We start from the raw sequence: 22,445 nt of genomic DNA, 5'->3' as shown, positions 1-22,445 counted from the left end.
TACGATATAAGGGAGCCTTAGCTCCCTTTTTTATTGCTTAAAATACCTAGCAACATTTTTGTTACTTTTTACTGTTCAGTCTCGCATTTTTGGGCTAGGTTAGGTCAAAAGTGGTATCTAGACACTAATTTGCAGGGACACAGCAAAAGGAGCCCCAGATGAAATCCGCCGTAGAGCAGCTATCAACCTATAAGAGTGTGCATTTAAATCAGCGCAATATACTTACCCATTTCGTAGGTATTCCATTGATTATATGGTCTGCTTTCCTATTGCTGGCGACTATCCGTATTCCACTTGGCAGCGCGGGTGATGTGAGTTTAGGTGTGATTTTAGGGGCAGGAGTGCTGGTTTATTACTTTCGCTTACACGCAAAGTTAGCGATTGGCCTAGCTTTATTTATCGCCCCCGTCGTTTATACCACAGAGCTAATGGCTGACTCTCCCAACGCCTTCTGGTTGGCTATATCGGTATTTATCGTGGGATGGATTTTTCAGTTGATTGGCCATCAATACGAGAAGGCTAAACCCGCTTTTGTGGACGATTTAAACCAACTGCTAATTGGTCCGTTCTTCTTAATGGCCGAAGTGTATTTTATCTTGGGTTTAGAAAAGGAGTTAGATGCTGAGATTACACCTATTGCTATCGAGAAGCGCCGAGCACTCGATAGCAAAAAAGTGTAGTTTCTAGTTTTATAGCCTTTTGTCATGGGAGCTGCACGGCTAATCATTTACAACTCAATAAGTAAATCTATTAGCTGTGCATTCATATCTTCTGACTCGAATGTTGCTGTGAGTGAGACATTGCCTTTTCGGTAAAATACTTGTTCAAAATTATCTTCCGACTCTTGGTTTTTTGATAAGAAATCAGATTTAGTGATAGGAACGTTGTAGTTTTTCAACGTTTTCATAAATTCGTCTTTGTTTTGGTTTCTCGTTAGTGACTCTGTAAATCGAATTTTACTGACTTTTCTTGCCTCAATATCATTAATGCCGAGGAGAATATTTTCAGTGGCGATGACCCATTGCTCACTGCGTGAGGAGTCAACCTGATTGGGTATTTTTATAATGTTGGCAAGTTGAGAGGGGCTTAGGATAAATTCATCCTCGTTTTTATTTGAGATGATTTGTTTTATTTTATTGTCATCAAATTCATTGAAATTTATCGAAGTACGCTTGGCGCTGTTTTCTCGTGGAACAAACGAAAATCCAGTTAACATCTCTGCTGTTTCATGTTTATTGTTTAAACTGAAGGTTTCGAAGTGCAATATTAGCTTATTGTTTTTTCCATCGAGGCGATAATCGTTGCCTTCTTGTTCTATTTTCTCTAGCGACAGTATTTGCGCTAGCTTATCTTTAAATTGTATCTTGCCATCGATAATCCAGTTGTCTTGGTCATAATTATCACTAGGCTCAATCATATTATTACCATGATTATTTAGAATGCTCTGGTTTTTATCGATCCTAACAATCTGGCTGTTTTTTGCATAAATCCATAGCGTCCTGCCGTAAACATACGCTGTTGAACCGTCCAGCATAGACAATTTTACGCTCTCTGGCCCCATCAGTTGGTTTATAGATGATTCAGGCTCACCAGAACTTAAGCCATAAGCACGATTTAATGTAACATTCGCAGCTGGAGCAAGGTGGTTTTCTGCTTGTTTATATTGACTGACGTTGCTTGCAAATTCTACATTAACCTCTTCGGTCTTTTGTATAATCTGCTGACCTCTACTGTTATACGGCGTAGGTTTCGTTGTTAAACTTCGATCTTGGCATAGCTTGATATTTTTCACGGTGGTGAGAATTTTAAATTTCTTAACATATACTTTATTCTTAATGGGTTTACTCTCAAAAATACCAAGGTTAATTTTTTCAATAATAATAGCGTCGGAGCCTTGTAATCTCGCATCTTGTTGAATGCTTGATAGCATCTTTTCTAGATATCTTCCATCAAATGACGTTATGTTAGCGTCTTTACTTTCTAAGAGTTCATTTTCATCTAGTTCATATGTGTAGTTGTTATTTTTTGTAATTATTACTTTGTATTCACAGTCTGGATAATAATCCAGAATTAGAGGAAGACCGTCTGCTGCCAAAGTAAAGGAGGACGAAAATAGAATGAATGAGAAAACTGAGTATTTAAACATGTTTCATCCTTGAGAGTTTAATCGTATCGTGGGAGCAGCATTAAAACTATGCAGTTAAGTTTATTTACTATCAAAGATTTAATCTTGTTGCAAGCTTGTTATTCCCTATGGGGCATTCCTACGATTAGGCGAAGGTGGCGTTTAGAGAAAATTGACGCGTAAACAAAAGACAAATTAAAAAGTGAATAGAAGGTAGTTAGAGTTTTCTCTTTAAAATCTCTAACATATTGAAAAGATATTAAAAACTGTTTAGACGGCCTAGATACCATTATAACTGATGGTATTTAGGCCGTAAGTGGTATTGCGAGCTATTTGCTAAGGATTAAATCCCCCCCCCGCATTTGGCGTTGAGAGGTAATCTGGTTACTTTTGAGACTGATAATGCTGTGGAATGATACGTACAGTTTTGACCATATTGTCAGCAACTTCAATCACTTCTAATGGATAACCCGCTAGGCGAAGGCTAGTGTTTTCGGCGGGGATATCCTCTAAATATTCTAAGATCAGGCCATTGAGGGTTTTGGGGCCATCGGTTGGGAAGTCCCATTTCATTTCTTTATTCAAATCACGGACAGTGATACTGGCATCCACTAAATAGCTCCCATCCTGCTGGGCGGTGATATCTTCACTCGGCGTGGCCAGCATTGAGGTGGTGAAGTCACCGACAATTTCTTCGAGAATATCTTCGAGTGTGACCAACCCTTGTATATCACCGTATTCATCGACCACTAGGCCGATGCGCTCTTTATTGTGCTGGAAGTTGGCTAATTGCACATTGAGCGGTGTTCCTTCGGGAATAAAGTAGAGTTCTTTTACCGCACGTAGCAATGAGGATTTACTGAACTGTTCTTTTGATTGCAGGCGCAGTGCATCACGCAGATGAATAAAGCCGACGGCATCGTCAATGGTATCGCGGTAAACCAGCACACGAGTATGTGGACTTTGGATCACTTGGCGATTGATATATTTAAAGTCATCGTTGACGTTAATCGCGTAAATATCAGAGCGCGGCACCATGATGTCTTCTACGGTGACTTTTTCTAAGTCCAATATAGATAACAACATTTCTTGGTGGCGCTGGGGGATCAAGGCGCCAGCCTCATGGACGACCGTCCTTAACTCTTCTTGGCTAAGTGCATCGCTGCTGCTGATGGTTTTGATGCCGAAGAGGCGCAGTATGCCTGTGGTTATCCAGTTAACGCTGGTGACGACATAGGCAAAAATCGTTGATAGACCAATAAGTAAAATACTCGATGGGAAGGCAATGCGTTCAGGGTTCAAGGCGGCGATAGTTTTGGGGGTGACCTCGGCAAAGACCAAAACGACTAAGGTCAGCACTCCTGTGGCGACTGCGACACCTAAATCGCCCCAAAGGCGCATCCCGATAATGGTTGCAATGGCGGAGGCGAGAATATTAACCAGGTTATTACCTATCAGAATCAAGCCAATTAAGCGGTCAGGACGTTCGAGTAGCTTAAGGGCGCGTATCGCACCTTTATGGCCGTTTGAGGCGAGATGTCTTAACCGATAGCGATTAAGAGTCATCATGGCGGTTTCAGAACCTGAAAAGTAGGCAGAACAAAGGATAAGCACTAGTAAGAAAATGAGGAGTGCGCTTGTCGATATAGCGTCCAAAAATAGGCTCCAATCAGGCCGATAAGCTTAAGTTGATACCGAGAAATACACGGAGTGTCAAGTCAGCTCAGGGAATAAGCGCCTAAGCTGACTTGAAATTATTAACTAAGAATTAACTCTTTGACAATCCGAGCGCCAAAATAAGCTAAGGATAACAAGGTCGCGCCCGTTAAGGTGTAAATGACCGCGGTGCGAATTCTACAGCCGACCCAATACTGTTGCCACAGCATGGCGATGTACACAAACCACGCGATGATAGACAGAATCGCCTTATGGCCTTTGCCATCGGCAAACATATCATCGAGGAAGATAAATCCGGTGGAGAGGGATAAACTCAGTAAAATGACCCCAATAATCACAAGATGATAGAGCTGCTTTTCTACCGTCATCAGCGGTGGAATGCCAGGGCTTAACATCAATTGTTTCTTCTTGAGTTTATTTTGGATCATCGCCAGCTGAATTGCGTACAGGGCGGCGATCATCAAGGCGCTGTAGGCCATAAGTGATAGCACTACGTGGGCTAAGACTTCAGGATAAAGCTCAAAGTGAGTGATAAATTTAGGAGGTAATAACCATAGCAGGGCTACAGAGAGCACCGAACAGGCGTAAACCACGGGCACGACGACAATCACCTTTAACCTAAACATCATCACAGTAAAGGTGAAGGCGATAATCCAGTTCACTAACGAGATCACATTGGTCAGACTGAAGTTTTGTCCGTCGGTCGTAAATATCGCCTGAGAAAGGGCGGCAGCGTGTAAAATCACAGCGATGGCGGCTACACCGGCAACGGCCTTACGATTAGGACCTTCAGGATGAAACAGTCGACTTGTCACTAATACCAATGCGATGCAATAAAAAAACATGGCTGAGGCAGAAAAAATGACCATGGGTAATTAACCTATTCGTGTTGTTAGTGGTGCCTTGAAAATGGGGCATACAGATCAATATTTTGCCTAGAATAACATGAGCCGTCGGCAAATGGGCAGTGACATAAGTTGCAAAATTTAGCAGATTCTTATTGTTAGACGTAAATATGTCGTAGGCGAATCGCAAAATATGACCTAAAGCAGGTTAGTTGCCGAAGTTAACGCAAGTAGGGCATAGCAGTAGCATAATGCGTCCGCATCGTTATAATACAACTCATTAATCGAGATCCTAAAGGTATAGAGCTGGACGATGTTTGAGAATCTAACCGACAGACTGTCACGCACGCTGAAAAATATCAGTGGCCGTGGTCGCTTAACCGAAGAAAACGTTAAGGAAACCCTGCGCGAAGTGCGTATGGCGCTGCTGGAGGCCGATGTTGCCCTGCCTGTGGTGCGTGAATTCGTTAACAATGTAAAAGAACGTGCCGTTGGTCAGGAAGTGGCGAAGAGCTTAAGTCCTGGTCAAGCCTTCATTAAGATTGTTCAAAATGAACTTGAAAAATCCATGGGCGAAGCAAACCAAGCTCTGGATTTAGCCACTCAGCCGCCAGCTGTGGTGATGATGGCGGGTCTTCAAGGTGCGGGTAAAACTACCAGCGTTGCCAAATTAGGTAAGCTGCTGCGTACGCGCCATAAAAAATCGGTATTAGTAGTCAGTGCTGACGTTTACCGTCCTGCGGCGATTAAACAGCTTGAAACCTTAGCGACCGAAGTCGATGTGGAGTTCTTCCCATCGGATGTGAGCCAAAAGCCAATCGATATCGCCAAGGCGGCCATTGCCCATGCCAAACTTAAATTTATCGATGTGGTGATCCTCGATACCGCAGGTCGTCTGCACGTCGATGAAGCCATGATGGATGAGATCAAGGCGCTGCACGCGGCGGTTAAACCGATTGAGACACTGTTTGTGGTCGATGCCATGACAGGTCAAGACGCGGCAAACACGGCCAAAGCCTTTAACGAAGCGCTGCCGCTCACCGGTGTGATTTTAACTAAGGTCGACGGTGATGCGCGCGGCGGTGCGGCATTATCAATTCGTCACATTACCGGCAAACCGATTAAATTCCTCGGTGTTGGCGAGAAGACCGATGCCCTAGAGCCTTTCCATCCAGACCGTATCGCCTCACGTATTCTCGGCATGGGCGACGTATTGTCGCTTATCGAAGAAGTTGAGCGCGGTGTCGATAAAGACAAGGCGATGAAGCTGGCTTCCAAAGTGAAGCAGGGCGGAAGTTTTGATCTCGAAGATTTCCGCGAGCAGCTACAGCAGATGAAAAACATGGGCGGCATGATGAGCATGATTGAAAAGCTGCCCGGTGTGGGTCAATTGCCACCGGATGCCCTAGCGCAAATCCAAGACGGTAAAATGACCCGTCAAATGGAAGCCATCATTAACTCAATGACGGCGAAAGAGCGCAAAAACCCCGATTTAATCAAGGGTTCACGTAAGCGCCGGATCGCTGCGGGTTCTGGTACGCAAATTCAAGACGTGAACCGTTTATTGAAACAGTTTACCCAAATGCAAAAGATGATGAAAAAGATGTCGGCCAAGGGCGGCATCCAGAAGATGATGCGCGGAATGCGTGGCATGATGCCTGGCGGCATGAAATTTCCTGGCCGTTAATTCTGGCGATTTTCATCAAAGTTGATGTTTTATCAGTTGGTTGATTCTATTTGAAATGAGGCGTGCAATCACTGGGCAGGTTTAATAATCGCCAGATTTGGTTGCATTCGTTGAAAAGTCAGGTAAAATCTTCCGGCTTTCTATCTGGGACTCTTCGCGAACACGGGGTTCCAGTTTTTATTTTTGCTTCAAGCAAATCATTAGAGGATTGAAAACGCATGGTTACCATTCGTTTAGCTCGTGGTGGCGCTAAAAAGCGTCCATTTTACAACATCGTTGTTGCTGACAGCCGTAACGCTCGTGACGGTCGTTTCATTGAGCGTGTTGGTTTCTTCAACCCATTGGCTCGTGGCCAAGAAGAAACTTTACGTTTAGACCTAGCTCGCGTTGAGCACTGGGTTGCGAACGGCGCTGCGACAACTGATCGCGTAGCAAAATTGATCAAAGACGCTAAAGCAGCTGCTTAATAGCGTTAAGGTATAGATTGATGAGCAGTAACCAACAGCCAGTCGTACTGGGGAAATTAGGCTCCTGTCATGGCATTAAAGGTTGGCTGAAAATCACCGCCTATACCGATTCTGTTGAAGGTATCTTTGACTATTCACCTTGGCTTATTAAAGAAAATGGTGAATGGCGTGAAGTAAAAGTCATTCAGTGGCGTTACCAAGGCAAGGCGGTTGTCGCCGAGCTTGAAGGTGTCACCACGCGGGAGCGAGCACAAATGCTCACCAATTGCGAAATTGGGATCCTGCCAGAGCAGATGAACGATTTGCCAGAAGACGAGTTCTATTGGCGTGACCTCATCGGTTGTGAAGTGATTAATACCAATGGCTATAACATGGGCGTTGTCGACCAAATCGTGGAAACCGGTTCGAACGACGTGCTCTTAGTGAAAGCCAATGCGAAAGATAGCTTCGGCAAAGTGGAACGTATGCTTCCCTTTGTCCCAGGGCAATTCATCCTAAAGGTGGATGTCCAAGGTAAACAGATTTTAGTGGATTGGGATCCTGACTTTTAAGTCGAGGTACAACATATGTGGTTAGGGGTAATAACCCTGTTCCCAGAAATGTTTCGTGCCGTAACAGACTTTGGGGTTACGGGTCGTGCCGTGAAGAACGGTCTGCTTGAGTTGCACACGTGGAATCCTCGCGATTTCACCCATGATAAACACAGTACGGTAGATGACAGGCCTTACGGCGGTGGTCCCGGAATGTTGATGATGGTGCAACCCTTACGCGATGCCATCCATGCTGCGAAAGCGGCGGCAGGCGAAGAGGCAAAGGTGATTTACTTGTCACCTCAAGGACGCAAGCTGGATCAGCAAGGCGTCACTGAGTTGGCTAAATCATCCCGGTTGATTCTGGTGTGTGGTCGGTACGAAGGTATTGATGAACGCATCATTCAAACGGAAGTGGATGAAGAATGGTCGGTTGGGGATTACGTGCTTTCGGGCGGCGAATTACCTGCTATGACCTTGATAGATGCAGTATCGAGATTGGTTCCTGGCGTGCTAGGAAAACAAGCTTCGGCGGAGCAAGATTCTTTCTCCGACGGTTTACTGGACTGTCCTCATTACACGCGCCCTGAAAGTCTGGATGGACTCGATGTACCCGCAGTACTGCTAAGTGGCAACCACGAACAAATTAGACTCTGGCGTTTGCAGCAAAGCCTTGGTAGGACTTTTCTAAGACGGCCAGAATTATTTGAAAATCTAGCTCTGACTGACGAACAATCGACTCTTTTAGCGCAGTTCGTTGAAGCAATGGACAAGAATGCTTAGTCGTAGCTCAGTTAATTCTAGAACGGAGTAAGTTATGAACAACATCATTAAAATGCTCAACGATGAGCAAATGAAACAAGACGTACCTGCGTTTGGTGCTGGTGATACAGTAGTAGTTCAGGTTCGTGTTAAAGAAGGTGATAAAGAGCGTTTACAGGCTTTCGAAGGCGTTGTAATTGCTAAACGTAACCGTGGTCTGCACTCTGCATTCACAGTACGTAAAATCTCTAATGGCGAAGGTGTTGAGCGTGCATTCCAAACGCACAGCCCTCTGATCGCTAGCATTGAAGTTAAGCGTCGTGGCCGCGTTCGTCGCGCCAAACTGTACTACTTACGTGATCGTTCAGGTAAATCTGCACGTATCCGTGAAAAGCTGGCTACTAAGTAATAGTACCCGCTACAGAAAACAAGACGTAGTGTTCGCACAGAAAACCGCCCTCGTGGCGGTTTTTTGTTGCCTGAAGTTTGTGTTTTTAGCCATTTTGAGTGCGTTTCGGGCTAAATGCCGAATTTGTTAAATTCTTCCTTGATCTTCTGTCAATTAATAGGCATATTGGTCTCTTATTGTAATGGTGTATCATTACGATATTACATTCTGGCCTCGGCTATTTATTCTTCCCCGCAGCGGTTTGAGACTCAGGCTCCTGATTAAAGTGGGTATATGACTTAAGTTTTAGGTGGTAAGCATGCAACAGGATACGATCAATAACGTACACATTAGTTCAGAGAAAGTGTTAATTACACCGCAGGAGCTAAAAGCGACTCTGCCACTCTCTGAGCACGCGTATCGTTATATCCTCAATGCACGCAAAACCGTGGCGGATATTGTTCATAAGCGCGATAACCGCGTGCTTATCGTCACTGGACCTTGTTCTATCCACGATATCGATGCCGCCAAGGAATATGCCTTAAAGCTTAAAAAATTACACGATGAACTCAGCGATGAGTTTTACATCCTAATGCGGGTGTACTTTGAAAAGCCACGCACCACAGTGGGTTGGAAGGGCATGATTAACGATCCCGATATGGACGAGTCCTTCGATGTCGAGAAGGGCTTAAAGATGGCTCGTGAGCTGATGATTTGGTTGGCCGAACTCGAACTGCCAGTCGCAACCGAAGCGCTCGATCCTATCAGCCCACAGTACATCTCAGAGTTAGTAACTTGGTCGGCCATTGGTGCTCGCACTACTGAGTCGCAAACACACAGGGAAATGGCGTCGGGCTTATCTATGCCCGTTGGTTTTAAAAATGGTACCGACGGAAAGCTTGATGTGGCAATTAATGCGCTTAAATCGGCGGCCAGCAGCCACCGATTTATGGGGATTAACCAACAGGGTCAAGTAGCGTTATTGCAAACTGCGGGAAATCCCGATGGGCATGTGATCCTCCGTGGCGGCGCAGTGCCTAACTACGATGCGGCTAGCGTCGCCGAATGTGAGGAGCAGCTACATAAGGCTAAACTCAATGCTCGCCTTATCATTGATTGCAGCCATGGCAATTCCTCTAAGGATTACACCAGGCAAGTCCCTGTGTGTGAAGATGTTTTTTCACAAATCTACAACGGCAATAAGTCCATTATTGGCGTAATGCTAGAAAGTCATTTAAACGAAGGTAATCAAAGTTGTGATAAACCATTAAGCGAACTGGCCTACGGGGTTTCTGTGACAGACTCCTGTATTAATTGGGAAAAAACCGAAAGCGTTTTACGTGCGGGCGCATCGAAGTTATCTTCGGTATTACCAACGCGTTTCGATATGCTCAAAGTGGCCAATGCTTAAGAGCAATCTTAAGAGCCGAATGTTTAAAAACCTAACTTTAGGTGTGTAGTGGACTGATAAGATGAACGAAAAAACCACAACTGAATTAGAACACCTTCGCGGCCTCATCGATGGTGTCGACCAGCAATTGCTGCATTTACTGCGCAAACGCTTAGATTTAGTCGCACAGGTGGGGACAGTTAAACACGCCGCAGGACTGCCGATTTATGCGCCGCAACGTGAAGCAGCAATGCTCGCAAAACGCCGCGAAGAAGCGAAAACCATGGGCATAGCGCCGCAATTGATTGAAGATATTTTGCGCCGCTTGATGCGTGAATCCTACCTCAACGAGAAGGATGTCGGTTTTAAGCAAGTGAAAAATGATCTCGGTTTGGTCGTGATTGTCGGTGGTAAGGGCCAACTTGGCGGACTGTTTCAACAAATGCTGACGCTCTCGGGTTATCAGGTCAAAGTGCTTGATAAAGACGATTGGCAGCAGGCGGAAACCTTATTTGCCGACGCAGGATTGGTATTGGTGACTGTGCCTATCGCCATTACCTGCGACCTTATCCGTGAAAAACTCACCCAATTACCGCAGGAATGTATTTTAGCCGACTTAACCTCAATCAAGACAGAACCGATGAATGCCATGTTGGCCGCTCACAAGGGGCCTGTCGTTGGCTTTCATCCCATGTTTGGCCCAGATGTCGGCAGTTTGGCTAAGCAGGTCGTGGTGGTGTGTCACGGACGCGAAGCCGATAAATACCAATGGTTGCTCGAGCAAATTGGGATTTGGGGGGCCCGGATTGTCGAGGCGGAGCCTGAGCGCCACGATAGTGCGATGCAATTGGTACAGGCGATGCGCCACTTCTCAACCTTTGTCTATGGGTTGAATCTTTGCAAAGAAGAGGCGGATATTGAAACCCTGCTGCAATTTAGCTCGCCTATCTATCGTTTAGAACTTGCCATGGTGGGGCGCTTATTCGCCCAAAGCCCAGAGCTTTATGCCGATATTATTTTTGCCCAGCAGGATAGCCAGCATGCGATTGGCGATTATTTGGATAACTATCGCGAAGCATTAGAGCTGTTAAAACGGGGCGATAGGGACGCGTTTATCAGCCAGTTCCAAACGGTTGCTAAGTGGTTTGGTGATTTTGCGCCACAGTTTCAGCGCGAAAGCCGCATGATGCTGCAATCGGTAAATGATATGAAAACCAACTGATAATAAATGAGTTAGTAACAAAAATGCCCATCTTCGATGGGCATTTTTTTTAGGATTTCAGGCACCTTTTATTATGTGAATTAGCAATTGCTTAAGGTGATCTCCCTCGAAGATTTGGCATTCAAGGTGAGAAAACACTGTCGCTTATTTTCGGTTTAGGTAGACTAATTTTAAACATGCATAAATAAAGCATGAATTTAAATTAGGAGTCTATCCATGTTTTGTATTCAGTGTGAGCAAACTATTCGTACCCCCGCCGGCAACGGTTGTAGCTATGCCCAAGGTATGTGCGGCAAATTGGCTGCGACCTCGGATCTGCAAGACTTGTTAATCTACATGTTGCAGGGTGTTTCAGTGTATGCGACTAAGGCGCGTGAGCTGGGCGTCATTAACCCTGAGGTGGATACCTTTGTTCCTAAAGCTTTTTTCTCAACCCTAACTAACGTCAACTTCGACGACGAGCGTATCATTGCCTATGCCAAGCAGGCGGCTCAGTACCGTGAAAGTTTAAAAAATGCCTATGAAGCTGCGTGTGAAATTGCGGGTAAACGGGTTGAATCGCTCCCACCTGTGGCGCAATTCGCGTTGGGTACCAGCAAACCTGAAATGTTGTCTCAAGCGCCTGTCGCTTTACTCAATAAAGATAAAAATGATGTCCATGAAGATATTCTTGGACTGAGATTACTCTGCTTATACGGTCTTAAAGGTGCGGCGGCTTATATGGAGCATGCCCGTGTATTAGGGAAAACCGATGCGGAGATTGCCGGGCAGTTCCATGAGATCATGGCGTTTCTCGGAGAACCCTGTGTCGATGCCGACAAATTGTTCACCACAGCCATGGACATTGGTCAACTGAACTACCGTATCATGGCCATGCTCGATGCTGGCGAGACCGAAGCCTTCGGTCATCCAGAACCCACAGTGGTCAACACAAAACCCGTTAAAGGCAAAGCGATTCTGGTTTCTGGTCATGATATGAAGGACTTGGAGCTTATCCTTGAGCAAACGGCGGGTAAAGGCATTAATGTTTATACCCACGGCGAAATGCTCCCAGCGCTTGCGTATCCCGCCTTTAAAAAATATTCACACTTAGTCGGTAATTACGGTAGTGCATGGCAGAACCAGCAGAAAGAATTCGCCAATTTCCCCGGTGCCGTGGTGATGACCTCAAACTGTATTATCGACCCGAATGTCGGTCAATACAGCGACCGTATCTTTACCCGCAGTATCGTAGGTTGGCCCGGCGTGAGCCATGTAGTGGGGGATGATTTCTCTGTCGTGATTGAGAAGGCGCTCGCGCTCGAAGGTTTCCAATACGATGAAATTCCACACAATATCACTATCGGTTTTGCCCGTAATGCCTTAATGGCCGCGGCACCGACTGTGGTTGAAAACGTTAAAAACGGTTCTATTAAACACTTCTTCCTAGTCGGAGGTTGTGATGGTGATAAGTCTGAACGCAGTTATTTCACGGATTTAGCGAAATCAGCGCCAAAGGATTCCGTTATTCTGACCTTAGGTTGCGGTAAGTATAAATTCAACAAGCTGGAGTTTGGCGATATCAATGGTATTCCGCGCTTGCTCGATATCGGCCAATGTAACGATGCCTATTCTGCTATCCAGTTGGCTATCGCGTTATCACAAATATTTGAATGCGATATCAATGAATTACCATTGAACCTAGTGCTTTCATGGTTTGAACAAAAAGCCATTGTCGTGCTGCTGACCCTATTATCGCTTGGGGTGAAGAACATCCGTACTGGTCCAACGCCACCGGCATTTTTAACGGCCAACCTCGCTAAAATTTTGGAAGAGAAATTTGGCCTGCGTAACACCACAACCGTTGAAGCCGATCTTAAGACCATGCTGAACGTGGCTTAGGCCGGTTTACACATGGGGTCACTGCGGCTTTCGTTGTAAAGCCGCAGTGTTATGGATACAAAGACTATGAATATCAGTACTATGCCAAATATCGCTTTAGCTTCTGCACCTGCGAGTCTTGCGGGATTTAGTCAACTAGTGTGTGTGGAGCGTTGGAACGAAACCGCTGATGTGGTGAGTTTTCGTTTTCAAGCCGGTGAGCCGATGAAGTTTGATTATAAGCCGGGACAGTTTATGACCTTAGTGCTAGAGATCGACGGCGAGCAGGCTTGTCGCAGTTATACCTTATCCTCGACGCCCTCTAGACCTTACTCCTTGATGGTGACCATTAAGCGAGTCGAGGGTGGGCTAGTGTCTAACTACTTGATTGATCATTTACAGCCTGGACAAACGGTAAGAGTTCTACCGCCAACGGGACAGTTTAATCTGTTTGATATTCCAGCCAAAAAATACCTATTCTTAAGTGCTGGCTGTGGGATTACGCCCATGTATTCGATGTCGCGTTATTTAACCGACAGCCAAATGAATGCCGACATCGCTTTTGTACACAGTGCTCGCACTCAGGCCGATATTATTTTTAAAACCACATTGGAGACCATGGCCGCGCGCCATCGGGATTTTAAGCTGGGTTATATCGTGGAGGATGTCACTGCTGACACGGCTTGGCATCCCGAGGCGGTATCGCATGATGTTGGCCGTTTAAGCGTCGATAACTTGCGCCGCTTAGTGCCAGATTTTGCCGAGCGAACCGTGTTTTTATGTGGGCCAGAACCCTATATGCAGGCGGTCAAAACGATTCTGACCGAGCTTAACTTTGATATGGCTCAGTTATATCACGAGAGCTTTGCCACAGCGGTGAAAGAGGCACAAAGCCGAGTTAAGCAGGCCGAAATCCAGTCTGAAGCCCCAGATAGTGGCTGTTCAAGCTTTATGTTATCCATTGGCGATAGAAAACGGGCTCTAACGGCAGAGCAAACCTTGCTTGAGGGTATCGAAGCCGAAGGTTTACCTATTATTGCGGCTTGCCGCTCGGGTATATGCGGTGCGTGCAAGTGCCAAGTGCTTGAAGGGGAGACTGAGTCCACGAGTAGTATGACCTTAACACCTGCCGATATCGAAGCCGGATACGTGTTAGCCTGCTCGACTAAACTCAAGTCGGATGTGACGTTGTCATTGACCTGACATTGGTCTTTGGAGGGCATTGGTTGATTAGAAATATTGGTGATTTAAAGAGGTCTCGCGCGGAAATATTTTTACGCCTTAGTTGCGATTATGTCTGCGAGAACGTAAGGTTAAAGACGAGGGCGGAGTAACGCCCAGTCCCATCGTCTGGCTGGAGTCTCTCAATGACAACGACAACTACATATGCCGCAAAAATTGAAGATCGCAGCTTAGGCCATTTGCTTTACGCCTTAATGTCAGGCTTTCCTCTGTTACTGCTGCCTGTATTGTTGAGCCTATTTATCAACCTGTCTCAACGACATACCCAAAGTAATGCTTTGCTTGCATCACATCTACGCTGGCAACGTCACTCCAATGTGATATTTCTTGGTCTGTTGGTGTTGGGATATTGCCTACCCATCACTTGGCTAAGTCTTTCGATTTATCTCTTTGGTATCATTTGGTTTTGCCATCGGATTATCAAAGGCTGGCTAAGTCTGTTGGATGGTTTAGAAGTCTAAAACTTGTGCTAGAGTCTCTTCATCTTAGGGTGATTAGAGACTCTTATGACTAGTTATCAAATTCTCTGTATTCTCTGTGCGTTAGCCTTAGTCACGTCTGTGGCATCTTCGCGTTTACATAAGCTGCAAGAAACCGTTGCCATCACCGCATTGGCGTTGGGCATGAGTCTGTTGTTATTGCTGGGTGGTAAAGCGCTTGGTGGCCATGTTTATGGTTACTTTGTGGCGGGGCTGGAAAAGCTCGACTTTCAGGCCCTATTACTCAACGGCATGTTGGGTTTTCTCTTATTTGCCGGGGCATTGCAGATCCGCTTAAAAATCCTCCGGCATCAGAAATGGGAAATCCTCATTCTTGCCTTTGTCAGTACTTTACTCTCAACCTTTATCGTCGGTGGTTTGTTGTATTACTTAGCACCCATGTTGGGATTACCTTTGGCTCTAAGTCATTGTTTACTCTTTGGCGCCTTGATTTCCCCTACAGATCCTATTGCCGTATTGGCGATCCTGAAGAAAATGGGCGCGCCCGAAGATATTGCCATTCAGGTGGAAGGGGAGTCGCTCTTTAACGATGGCATTGGATTGGTGATTTTTGTGGCCATCTCCCATCTGGCCTTTTCAACTGAGCCGCTGACCTTCACGCAAATCTCGCTATTGTTTGTCCAAGAGGCGCTCGGTGGCGTCGTTTATGGCGCCGTGCTCGGCGTATTGTTGCACCATTTCTTTCGCTACTGTGAGGAAGAAACCCAGTTGATGCTGGTCACTTTGCTGATCCCGACGGCGGGTTATGTCATAGCCGAAGTGTTAGGGGTATCGGGGCCACTGGCGATGGTCAGTGCAGGGATGATTATCGGTAACTACAGCGTGCCTAAGTATTTTGTGCGCCATGAGCGGGTGAAACTCTACACTTTTTGGTCGCTGATTGAATCCTTCTTCAATGCGTTGTTGTTCCTCCTGCTCGGATTATTACTCTTGCTCGTCACCTTTAAGGCGCCATTATGGTGGTTTATGTTAGTGGCTATTCCACTGGTTTTAACGGCGCGGGCGGTGAGTGTATTTTTGCCCTATATCGGATTTAGGTTGGTGAAGTCTTACAATCCCTATGCCGAGTCGATACTCATCTGGGGCGGGCTCAGGGGCGGGTTAGCCTTGGCCATGGCGATGAGCCTACCCGAGGGTGTTATTATCGATTCGCAAAGCGGTGTCGAGCTGCGTGAGCTGGTATTGGTGATGACCTATGCCGTGGTGGTGTTTTCAATCCTAGTGCAAGGCTCGAGTATGACTGGGTTAATCGGCCGCAGTAATGCGGTAGTGACAGATGCCAATCATCAGATTGCACCTGAGCGGACTTAGATCTGCTGCGCTTAAAGTCGAGGAGCTAAACACAAGCCCTAAACAATACAGCCACGATATTCGTGGCTGTATGTTCTTCAGTATCGTTATACACGCAAATTAGCGATATAGCTCTCTTACGACCTTGCTCATCAGTGCCAATGAATCATGTTCCTTATCTTCTTCGAGGGTGCAATTAAGCACTAGGCCATCGGCTTTTAGCTGCTTAATTCCTTGAGTTTGCATAAGGAGTGCATCTTCATTGATGGCATAACAAGGGTTAATCACTATGGGTAGATGACTGTTGGCCTTAATTTGGATGAGGCTTGCTAAATCCAAGGTGGGTAAGTTGGCATTGTTATAGGTACGAATGCCAGAGTCACATAGGATAAGCTGTTGGTTACCTTGACTTAAAATCGTCTCCGTGGCTGCCATAAATTCCTCATAACTTGCCATATCGTTACGTTCGAGGAATAGCGGAATCGGCAAAGTGCCTGCCTGAGTCAGCAAGGCCTGATTAAACATTTGTTTGCCCGTTAAGAACAACATGTCTGCATGACCTGTCGCCAACGGCATATCCGTCGCCTGTTCGATGGCGATGACACAAAGCAAATCATACTGATGCAAGGTTTGGCGCAGCTTAGGGATGATGACTTCGGCCGAGGCGAGTGAGTGGCATCCGTCTAAAATCACCGCTTGGAAACCCGCTTCTTTTAACTGCTTCACTCTGCGCTCAAAGGCGGATATGGCTGCCTGTGACGACTCTTGCTGCAGCAGGCTTTTGCTTAGCGTGATTTTGGCAATGGCACCAATATGGCCTGCGCCAATGGTAAAGGGGCCGCAGTGAATTTCACTCGCCTGCGCCTTGTACGCCTTACTGAAGCGATAGGGCGACGGGTCAAGGCTCACCGTGCTTATCACCTCAGCTTTTGAGGTGTTCGGCTCGATGAGTAATTGGCTATTACTGAGTTGTGTCGGTTTGACGGTTTCGCAGGGGTAACATCCCAATACTTTGATAAAGCGCGTGATCCTCTCGAGCTGCTTGAGCCCTTGCTGCATGGCTTCGCTGGAGATATTGGCATCGATATCCAGATAGAACATTTCTTCCCACGGCGTGCCAGGAATGGGGCGAGATTCGAGTTTGCTCATATTGAGCTGATGCGCCTTGAGCACCAACAAGGCTTCAACTAACGCACCCGCCTTTTGGCCAGTGGCCATAATTAGGGTGGTTTTAGCTGGCAATTGCTCGGGTACGGCCACGGCTTTTCGAGCCACCACGATAAAGCGGCTCTGGTTAATCTTTTGGTTTGCAAGGCCAGACTCAATCGACTCGAGTTGGTACAGCGCGCCACCTTCGGTGCTACCAATCGCAGCGGCGCTATTGTCGGCAGATTGGTTGACCTTCTCCATCGCTTCGGCGCTGCTTGAGCAATATTCCAGTCTTAAGTCCTTGTGCTGACTCAGATAGCGGCTGCACTGACTGATTGGCTGCGGGTGGGCATAGACGGTTTTGATATCGCTCAGTTTGCAACCTGGTTTGCCCAAGAGACAATGGCTTACTTCGATAGTGGTTTCGCCAACGATCGACAGACTCGTGTGTTGCAATACGTCATAGACTTCGTTGATCGAGCCCGACGAAGTGTTTTCAATCGGCAAAAAGCCATAGTCGGCGTGGCCTGACTCAACGGCTTGGACAATCTCATCGAAACTTTGGCAGCCTAAGTCGAGCATCTCAACCTGACGACGTTGGCAATAGCGAGAGGCGGCAAGGTAAGAGTAGGAGCCGCGGGCGCCGAGGTAAGCGATACAGTACTGCTGTTTTTGCGTTTCTGGATTGGCACGGCCGTGGAGATAAGCCTGTTGATTAAGGACTGAGTCTTCGATAATGCTTTGATACAGTGAGATTACGTAATGGGCATCTAAGCCTTTTTCTCGGCCAGCTGTGACTAATCTTGCCAGCAGTTCTTTTTCCCTTTGGGTGTCGCGAATGGGTCTCACATCCACTTCTTTACTGCGTGCTACTTCTAGGCTTAGTCGACGACGTTCGGCGAGTAACGAGAGAAGCTCATTGTCGAGGTGAGTAATTTGTTCTCGCGTTTGATTTAAAGGCTGTGGTTTTTGCATTCTGACCTCATTTGCCACCGTATTATCGAGCGTTTAAGACGAAAAAGCCTCCCAGTGGGAGGCTTTGGATTTTTACTTTCGTTTTTACACAGTAAATCCGCCTCCTAGAGTGGGGGTGTAAAAAAGAAAGTAAAAAAAGCTGCGGTATTTGTTTTCATAGAGAGTAAAACTAAAGGGCGAGGGCGTGGCTGTCAATCAAAAATTATTCAATCGCGATTTTCTTTGTTCTTTGCGTTGTCATGCTGCAATTATTCCTGAGCCAATCGTCATTTAGCTTTTGATCCAAATAAAAAAGGCGAAGAAATTCTTCGCCTTTTCAGTGTTATTAGCGATTACTCGCCTAATTCTACGCCTGCACGATTGATCAGGAACTGAGTCAAAATTGGCACAGGGCGACCGGTTGAACCTTTATTCGCACCGCTGTTCCACGCTGTACCGGCCACATCTAAGTGAGCCCAGTTGTACTTTTTGGTGAAACGCGACAGGAAACAAGCTGCGGTAATCGCACCCGCAGGACGACCACCTAAGTTGGTCATGTCTGCAAATGGGCTATCGAGCATATCTTGGTATTCATCCCACAGTGGCATACGCCATGCACGGTCACCACTTTGCTCACCCGCATTGAGTAGTTCGTGGGCAAGAGGATTGTGTGATGAGAACAGACCCGATGCATGCTTACCTAAGGCAATCACACAGGCGCCGGTCAGAGTGGCAGTATCGATCACCAGCTCTGGGTCGAAACGCTCAACATAGGTTAATACGTCACACAGTACCAGACGGCCTTCGGCGTCGGTGTTGAGGACTTCAACAGTCTGACCCGACATTGTGGTTAAAATGTCACCTGGGCGATAAGCATTGCCCGATGGCATGTTTTCACAGCCCGCGAGAATACCAACCACGTTGATGGGCAGCTTCATCTCACAAATGGCTTTCATGGTGCCGATAACACCTGCAGCGCCGCCCATGTCGTATTTCATTTCGTCCATGGCTTCGCCTGGCTTTAGTGAAATACCACCAGAGTCGAAGGTTAAGCCTTTACCAATCAATACGATAGGTTTCTCAGTGCTGTCAACGGCACCCTTGTATTCCATTACGGTCATAATGGATTCATTGGCACTGGCGCGGCCGACGGCAAGGTAAGAGTTCATGCCGAGTTTTGCCATTTGCTCTTCGCCCACAGTCGTGACATGCAGGTTTTCGTGAACTTCGGCCAATTGGCGAGCTTGAGAGGCTAAATAGGCAGGATTACAGATATTTGGCGGCATGTTAGCCACATCACGACATAAATGCATACCGGCAGAAACGGCCATGCCGTGCTCAATCGCACGCTCACCTAAGGTCAGTTCACGGCGAGTTGGCACATTAAATACCAGCTTGCGCAGCGGACGACGGGTCTCACCTTTACGGGTTTTGAGCGCATCGAAGCTATATAAACTGCTATTGGTCGTTTCAACCGCTTGGCGAACTTTCCAATAGGTATCGCGACCTTTTACGTGTAACTCGGTCAAGAAGCACACGGCTTCCATTGAACCTGTTTCATTTAAGGTGTTGATGGTTTTAGTGATGATCTGCTTGTACTGGCGTTCGTCTAGTTCTCGTTCTTTGCCGCAACCGACTAACAGCACTCGTTCACTCAATACGTTAGGAACGTGGTGCAGTAATAACATTTGGCCTGGCTTACCTTCTAAATCGCCGCGACGCAGTAGATTACTGATATAACCTTCGCTAATCTTGTCTAATTGCTCGGCGATGCCGGATAGACGGCGGGGTTCATAAACACCGACAACGATGCAGGCTGAGCGTTGTTTTTCGGGGCTACCGCTCTTTACGCTAAACTCCATGAGCACTCCTAGATTCTTAAAGACAAATTTTTATATTTATTGGATAATGTCTGCTTGTCCCGAAAAGGGCCTAAGTTATTACTCCAAAGGTGATTTATTCTCGGCACTTGAGTCACGTTTTTGTGAAAAATCCGTGACATTTATCGTTTGCCAGGAACCCCTGAAGCTGGTCAGAAAACTATCAAAAGTAAACAGTTTACATGAAAGTTAGTCTGTTACCAGCAAAAAGATAAGTTTAGAGACCGGATCCTACCTGTGATTGTATTTAGATACCTTATTCGAGAAGTTTTAAAGGCGCAAATTGCAGTACTTTTCGTACTGTTAACTATTTTTATTAGCCAGCATTTCGTGCGCATATTGGCCGACGCCTCAGACGGTGAATTTCCTGCTTCTCTTATCGCCACCTTGATAGGCCTCAACTTACCCTATCTCGTTGTTCTCGTTTTACCTTTAAGTTTGTTCCTTGGGATTTTGATGGCCCACGGCCGCATGTATGCCGAGAATGAAATGGTCATTCTCCACGGTGTTGGCGTAAGTGAATGGTATGTTACCCGAGTGACACTCATTCTTGCCGTGATTAACATGTTGTTTACTGGCTATTTATCCCTCTATGTCGCGCCTTGGGCGGAAGAGCAACAAAACCAAGTGCTCGAGAAGGCCCAATCAGAGGCGGGACTTGCCGCATTAGTGCAGGGACGTTTTCAGGCCAGTCCTAACGGTCGTGCAGTGTTATTTGTTGAGCGCATTGGTAAAGACAATGAACTCGATAAAGTGTTTGTGGCCCAGTTACCCGATCCGAATGACGAAATTGGCTTAACCAATGTGGTCGTGGCGAAAGGGGGCCGCGTGATAGAAGATCAGAACGGCTCGCAGCAGTTACAACTCAATGATGGGGTGCGTTATCAGGGCAGCCCACAACAGAAAGACTACCAAATGATTGAATTTGGTGGCTATAAGATGCAAATCAAAGAGCAACAGGTCGATGAGCGTCGCCGTAAGCTCTCTGCCTTGTCTCTGGCGGACTTGATGAAAGTCGAAGGACCCGAAGCCGTGGCCGAGTTCCATTGGCGTCTGGCTATCCCGCTGGCTATTCCGATTATGACACTAATTGCCGTGCCGCTGGCACGGGTCAATGTGCGCCAAGGTAAGTTTGCCAAAATGCTACCCGCCGTTCTGTTATACCTCGGCTATTTTGGCCTGATGGTCGCAGGGCGCAAGGCGCTGCAGGATGGGGTTATTCCACAGTATTTAGGCATGTGGTGGATCCATCTGTCGGCGCTCATTATGGGGATTTTACTCCTAGGTAAAGACAGACCCTTATTTGCTCGTTTATCAACGGTAATGGCGCGTAAAAAGGTGGCTGCATGAAGATTTTAGACCTTTATATCGCCAGAGTTTTATTAAGCACTTCGGCGCTGTGTTTGCTGGTACTGACGGGCTTGTCGGGCATTATTAAGTGGGTTGACCAACTGCGCTTAGTGGGACGCGGTTCGTACACTATGATGGACGCTGGCATTTATGTGCTATTCCTCGTGCCTCGCGATATTGAAATGTTTTTCCCTATGGCTGTGCTCTTAGGCGCCCTGATCGGCATGGGGATGCTAGCCTCAAACTCTGAGCTAGTGGTGATGCAAGCCTCGGGAATGTCGAGGTTGCAGATCACACTGTCTGCGATGAAAACCGCGGTGCCACTGATGTTGATGGTGATGGCATTGGGTGAGTGGGGCGCGCCTGTGGCTGAGCAAAAGGCCAATGAACTCCAAGCCATTAAGCTCTCCGGCGGCAGTTTGATTAAATCCCACCGGGGCATTTGGGCTAAGGATGGCGATTTGTTCGTGAATATTGGTGAAGTGGCAGACATCGATAAGCTGAATAATATTACTTTGTATAAATTTAACAGTGAGTTAAAGCTTACCAATGTCGTTCATGCCAAGAGCGCCTTGTTCAGTAACGACAGCTGGCATCTTATGGATGTAAAGCGCACCGACCTAAGCTATGACGAAGTGAAGCTTGAACACTTAGACGAAGACATTTGGCGCTCAAGCCTCACGCCCGACAAACTCAGTGTGGTATCGGTTAAGCCCGAGGCCTTATCTATCCGCGGGTTAATGGGTTACTTAGACTACCTTAAAAATAACAGCCAAGATCCAAGCCGTTACGAATTGGCCCTCTGGCGTAAGGTGATGCAACCTGTCACCGTTGGGGTGATGATGCTGGTGGCCTTGTCCTTTGTGTTCGGTCCGCTGCGAACTGTAACTATGGGCGCGAGGGTGTTGCTCGGCGTTGTCGCGGGTTTTAGCTTCTATATCAGCAATGAGATCTTTGGCCCCATGAGCATAGTGTATGAGCTGCCAGCCTACGTGGGAGCTATCGCGCCGAGTCTGCTATTTACTGGAATTGCCTTCTACTTTATCCGGCGGTGATAAGACGCCGATAATAAAAAACGACGCCATGGCGTCGTTTTTTATTGGGGCACTTAAGCTTAATCACGGTTG

General features: G+C 46.7%; 19 protein-coding genes and 1 other annotated feature. Of the genes, 14 read left to right on the top strand and 5 right to left on the bottom strand.

Going from position 1 to position 22,445, the window contains the following annotated elements; genetic code table 11:
• The first annotated feature begins 158 nt into the window (after positions 1-158).
• Positions 159-680, top strand: coding sequence for a DUF962 domain-containing protein (locus ACK5NH_RS14760; RefSeq protein ID WP_249555985.1), 522 nt, complete (start codon positions 159-161; stop codon positions 678-680).
• Between the two features lie 47 nt (positions 681-727).
• Here the strand turns inward: ACK5NH_RS14760 and ACK5NH_RS14755 are convergent, their stop codons facing one another.
• From ACK5NH_RS14755 to ACK5NH_RS14745, 3 genes are all read right to left on the bottom strand, one after another.
• Positions 728-2,146 carry a hypothetical protein gene (locus ACK5NH_RS14755; RefSeq protein ID WP_416921241.1) on the bottom strand — a complete coding sequence of 473 codons (1,419 nt, stop codon included), beginning with the start codon at positions 2,144-2,146 and terminating at the stop codon, positions 728-730.
• A gap of 363 nt (positions 2,147-2,509) precedes the next feature.
• Positions 2,510-3,781 carry an HlyC/CorC family transporter gene (locus tag ACK5NH_RS14750; protein WP_416921239.1) on the bottom strand — a complete coding sequence of 424 codons (1,272 nt, stop codon included), beginning with the start codon at positions 3,779-3,781 and terminating at the stop codon, positions 2,510-2,512.
• Positions 3,782-3,882: 101 nt separating this feature from the next.
• Positions 3,883-4,671 (bottom strand): cytochrome C assembly family protein, encoded by a 789-nt coding sequence (locus ACK5NH_RS14745; RefSeq protein ID WP_416921237.1) that lies wholly within the window; start codon positions 4,669-4,671, stop codon positions 3,883-3,885.
• A 289-nt stretch (positions 4,672-4,960) separates the two neighbouring features.
• Here ACK5NH_RS14745 and ffh point away from each other — a divergent pair, with 289 nt between their 5' ends.
• The 11 genes from ffh (at position 4,961) to ACK5NH_RS14690 (ending at position 16,006) form a co-directional block, all read left to right on the top strand.
• A complete protein-coding gene (ffh, locus tag ACK5NH_RS14740) occupies positions 4,961-6,334 on the top strand; it encodes a signal recognition particle protein (protein WP_416921235.1) in 1,374 nt (457 codons plus the stop codon).
• Positions 6,335-6,552: 218 nt separating this feature from the next.
• Positions 6,553-6,801, top strand: coding sequence for a 30S ribosomal protein S16 (gene rpsP / locus ACK5NH_RS14735; protein WP_011071566.1), 249 nt, complete (start codon positions 6,553-6,555; stop codon positions 6,799-6,801).
• Between the two features lie 20 nt (positions 6,802-6,821).
• Complete coding sequence (gene rimM / locus ACK5NH_RS14730) at positions 6,822-7,352, top strand: ribosome maturation factor RimM (RefSeq protein WP_011717865.1); 531 nt, start codon at positions 6,822-6,824, stop codon at positions 7,350-7,352.
• 15 nt (positions 7,353-7,367) lie between these two features.
• Positions 7,368-8,114: a tRNA (guanosine(37)-N1)-methyltransferase TrmD gene (trmD, locus tag ACK5NH_RS14725; protein WP_416921232.1), complete on the top strand. Its 747-nt coding sequence runs from the start codon at positions 7,368-7,370 to the stop codon at positions 8,112-8,114.
• Positions 8,115-8,148: 34 nt separating this feature from the next.
• Positions 8,149-8,502 (top strand): 50S ribosomal protein L19, encoded by a 354-nt coding sequence (gene rplS, locus ACK5NH_RS14720; protein ID WP_006080791.1) that lies wholly within the window; start codon positions 8,149-8,151, stop codon positions 8,500-8,502.
• A 298-nt stretch (positions 8,503-8,800) separates the two neighbouring features.
• Positions 8,801-9,892: a 3-deoxy-7-phosphoheptulonate synthase gene (locus tag ACK5NH_RS14715; protein WP_416921229.1), complete on the top strand. Its 1,092-nt coding sequence runs from the start codon at positions 8,801-8,803 to the stop codon at positions 9,890-9,892.
• A 61-nt stretch (positions 9,893-9,953) separates the two neighbouring features.
• Positions 9,954-11,093, top strand: a complete 1,140-nt coding sequence (gene tyrA / locus ACK5NH_RS14710) for a bifunctional chorismate mutase/prephenate dehydrogenase (protein WP_416921227.1) — start codon at positions 9,954-9,956, stop codon at positions 11,091-11,093.
• Positions 11,094-11,309: 216 nt separating this feature from the next.
• Complete coding sequence (gene hcp, locus ACK5NH_RS14705; RefSeq protein ID WP_416921225.1) at positions 11,310-12,974, top strand: hydroxylamine reductase; 1,665 nt, start codon at positions 11,310-11,312, stop codon at positions 12,972-12,974.
• Between the two features lie 66 nt (positions 12,975-13,040).
• A complete protein-coding gene (locus ACK5NH_RS14700) occupies positions 13,041-14,156 on the top strand; it encodes an FAD-binding oxidoreductase (RefSeq protein ID WP_416921222.1) in 1,116 nt (371 codons plus the stop codon).
• Positions 14,157-14,320: 164 nt separating this feature from the next.
• On the top strand, positions 14,321-14,656 hold the full coding sequence (locus ACK5NH_RS14695; protein ID WP_416921220.1) for a hypothetical protein: 336 nt from the start codon (positions 14,321-14,323) through the stop codon (positions 14,654-14,656).
• A 45-nt stretch (positions 14,657-14,701) separates the two neighbouring features.
• Positions 14,702-16,006, top strand: coding sequence for a cation:proton antiporter (locus tag ACK5NH_RS14690; RefSeq protein ID WP_416921218.1), 1,305 nt, complete (start codon positions 14,702-14,704; stop codon positions 16,004-16,006).
• Positions 16,007-16,105: 99 nt separating this feature from the next.
• Here ACK5NH_RS14690 and ACK5NH_RS14685 read toward each other — a convergent pair whose 3' ends face one another.
• Both ACK5NH_RS14685 and pepA read right to left on the bottom strand, forming a co-directional pair.
• Positions 16,106-18,109 carry a chorismate mutase gene (locus ACK5NH_RS14685; RefSeq protein WP_416921216.1) on the bottom strand — a complete coding sequence of 668 codons (2,004 nt, stop codon included), beginning with the start codon at positions 18,107-18,109 and terminating at the stop codon, positions 16,106-16,108.
• Positions 18,110-18,146: 37 nt separating this feature from the next.
• Positions 18,147-18,265 (bottom strand) — a sequence feature (Phe leader region).
• Positions 18,266-18,441: 176 nt separating this feature from the next.
• Complete coding sequence (gene pepA, locus ACK5NH_RS14680; RefSeq protein ID WP_416921214.1) at positions 18,442-19,950, bottom strand: leucyl aminopeptidase; 1,509 nt, start codon at positions 19,948-19,950, stop codon at positions 18,442-18,444.
• Positions 19,951-20,205: 255 nt separating this feature from the next.
• On the opposite strand from pepA, the gene lptF reads away from it, so the two are divergent.
• Together lptF and lptG are read left to right on the top strand one after the other, a co-directional pair.
• Positions 20,206-21,318 carry an LPS export ABC transporter permease LptF gene (lptF, locus tag ACK5NH_RS14675; RefSeq protein WP_416921212.1) on the top strand — a complete coding sequence of 371 codons (1,113 nt, stop codon included), beginning with the start codon at positions 20,206-20,208 and terminating at the stop codon, positions 21,316-21,318.
• Complete coding sequence (gene lptG / locus ACK5NH_RS14670) at positions 21,315-22,373, top strand: LPS export ABC transporter permease LptG (protein ID WP_011626866.1); 1,059 nt, start codon at positions 21,315-21,317, stop codon at positions 22,371-22,373. Before lptF ends, lptG begins: the two co-directional genes overlap by 4 nt.
• Positions 22,374-22,445 lie beyond the last annotated feature (72 nt).

Source organism: Shewanella sp., from assembly GCF_047975355.1.
In the GTDB taxonomy this organism is placed as follows: Bacteria; Pseudomonadota; Gammaproteobacteria; order Enterobacterales; family Shewanellaceae; genus Shewanella.
This window is presented reverse-complemented; position numbering and strand designations above follow the sequence as displayed.

Bases quoted from the DNA above. Each gene is read 5' to 3' on its own strand.
- ACK5NH_RS14695 (WP_416921220.1), top strand. From the start codon at position 14,321: ATGACAACGACAACTACATATGCCGCAAAAATTGAAGATCGCAGCTTA.
- ACK5NH_RS14700 (WP_416921222.1), top strand. From the start codon at position 13,041: ATGAATATCAGTACTATGCCAAATATCGCTTTAGCTTCTGCACCTGCG.
- ACK5NH_RS14755 (WP_416921241.1), bottom strand. From the start codon at position 2,146: ATGTTTAAATACTCAGTTTTCTCATTCATTCTATTTTCGTCCTCCTTT.
- hcp (WP_416921225.1), top strand. From the start codon at position 11,310: ATGTTTTGTATTCAGTGTGAGCAAACTATTCGTACCCCCGCCGGCAAC.
- rpsP (WP_011071566.1), top strand. From the start codon at position 6,553: ATGGTTACCATTCGTTTAGCTCGTGGTGGCGCTAAAAAGCGTCCATTT.
- trmD (WP_416921232.1), top strand. From the start codon at position 7,368: ATGTGGTTAGGGGTAATAACCCTGTTCCCAGAAATGTTTCGTGCCGTA.
- pepA (WP_416921214.1), bottom strand. From the start codon at position 19,950: ATGGAGTTTAGCGTAAAGAGCGGTAGCCCCGAAAAACAACGCTCAGCC.
- ACK5NH_RS14685 (WP_416921216.1), bottom strand. From the start codon at position 18,109: ATGCAAAAACCACAGCCTTTAAATCAAACGCGAGAACAAATTACTCAC.
- ffh (WP_416921235.1), top strand. From the start codon at position 4,961: ATGTTTGAGAATCTAACCGACAGACTGTCACGCACGCTGAAAAATATC.
- ACK5NH_RS14760 (WP_249555985.1), top strand. From the start codon at position 159: ATGAAATCCGCCGTAGAGCAGCTATCAACCTATAAGAGTGTGCATTTA.
- rimM (WP_011717865.1), top strand. From the start codon at position 6,822: ATGAGCAGTAACCAACAGCCAGTCGTACTGGGGAAATTAGGCTCCTGT.
- tyrA (WP_416921227.1), top strand. From the start codon at position 9,954: ATGAACGAAAAAACCACAACTGAATTAGAACACCTTCGCGGCCTCATC.
- lptG (WP_011626866.1), top strand. From the start codon at position 21,315: ATGAAGATTTTAGACCTTTATATCGCCAGAGTTTTATTAAGCACTTCG.
- ACK5NH_RS14715 (WP_416921229.1), top strand. From the start codon at position 8,801: ATGCAACAGGATACGATCAATAACGTACACATTAGTTCAGAGAAAGTG.
- ACK5NH_RS14690 (WP_416921218.1), top strand. From the start codon at position 14,702: ATGACTAGTTATCAAATTCTCTGTATTCTCTGTGCGTTAGCCTTAGTC.
- ACK5NH_RS14745 (WP_416921237.1), bottom strand. From the start codon at position 4,671: ATGGTCATTTTTTCTGCCTCAGCCATGTTTTTTTATTGCATCGCATTG.
- rplS (WP_006080791.1), top strand. From the start codon at position 8,149: ATGAACAACATCATTAAAATGCTCAACGATGAGCAAATGAAACAAGAC.